This is a genomic window from Rhodobacter sp. P2_H5, assembly GCF_056403335.1.
The window spans coordinates 1-820 of the sequence record NZ_JBFUFS010000097.1; the positions used below are offsets into that span (position 1 = coordinate 1).

Below are 820 nucleotides of genomic sequence, written 5' to 3' on the forward strand. Positions count from 1 at the left end.
GTCGTGCTCTGAAGGCTTTGATGTTCGGATCGTGGCGTGAGGCGATGAGGCCGGCCAGGTAGAGGCTGCGTCTGATGGCGGGTCGCCCGCCCCAGATGCGGCGTTTGCCGCGCAGGGTGCCTGAATCGCGGGCGTGGGGTGCCATCCCGGCCAGGGCCGCGATGCGCCGGTGATCGAGCTGTCCAAGCTCTGGCAGGCGGGCGAGGATCACGGCGGCCAAGGTCGGGCCAATCCCGGGGGCCGATCGCAAACGGCGGCTGGCGCTGGCCARGGCGTCCCGGCTTTCGATCAGGGCGGCGATTGCGTCATCCACATCGGCAAGGTGCTTTGCCAAGATGTTGAGAAGCATAGCAATTTCTGACGAAATCCAGGGATCGCGCGCCATGTGCGCGCGGTTCTTTTCCCGCCCGATCATGCCGATCAGATCGTCCCGGCGCGCCACCAGTTCCGCGAGCCGGGCGCGATCCTCGTCCTCGGGCGGTGTCGGTTTCAAGTCCAGAGCCCGGCCCATCCGGGCAAGGATCTCTGCATCGACCCGGTCCGTCTTGGCCAGCCGCCCGGTTGCCCGGGCAAACTCCCTGGCCTGGCGCGGATTGACACGGGCATGCACGACCGCCGCCTTGACGAGCGCCGCGGTCAACGCGCGCTCATAACCGCCTGACGCCTCGAAGACGACAAAACAGCCCGAGGCCTGGCGGGCGAAGCGGGCAAGGTCCTGTTCTGTATTGGCAATCCGGTCATGCCGACCGGAGCTGAGCGAGAAGGTGTCGAGCCAATCCTTCGAAACGTCGACACCGATGAAATCCCGTGGCAAAGTCAT

The 820-nt window shown here is 66.1% G+C and carries 1 protein-coding gene; it reads right to left on the reverse strand.

What is annotated here, in order from left to right; all coding sequences use genetic code 11:
- A partial coding sequence (locus tag AC1DVR_RS23685) for an IS110 family RNA-guided transposase (protein WP_478003077.1) occupies positions 1-820 on the reverse strand: 820 nt, incomplete at both ends.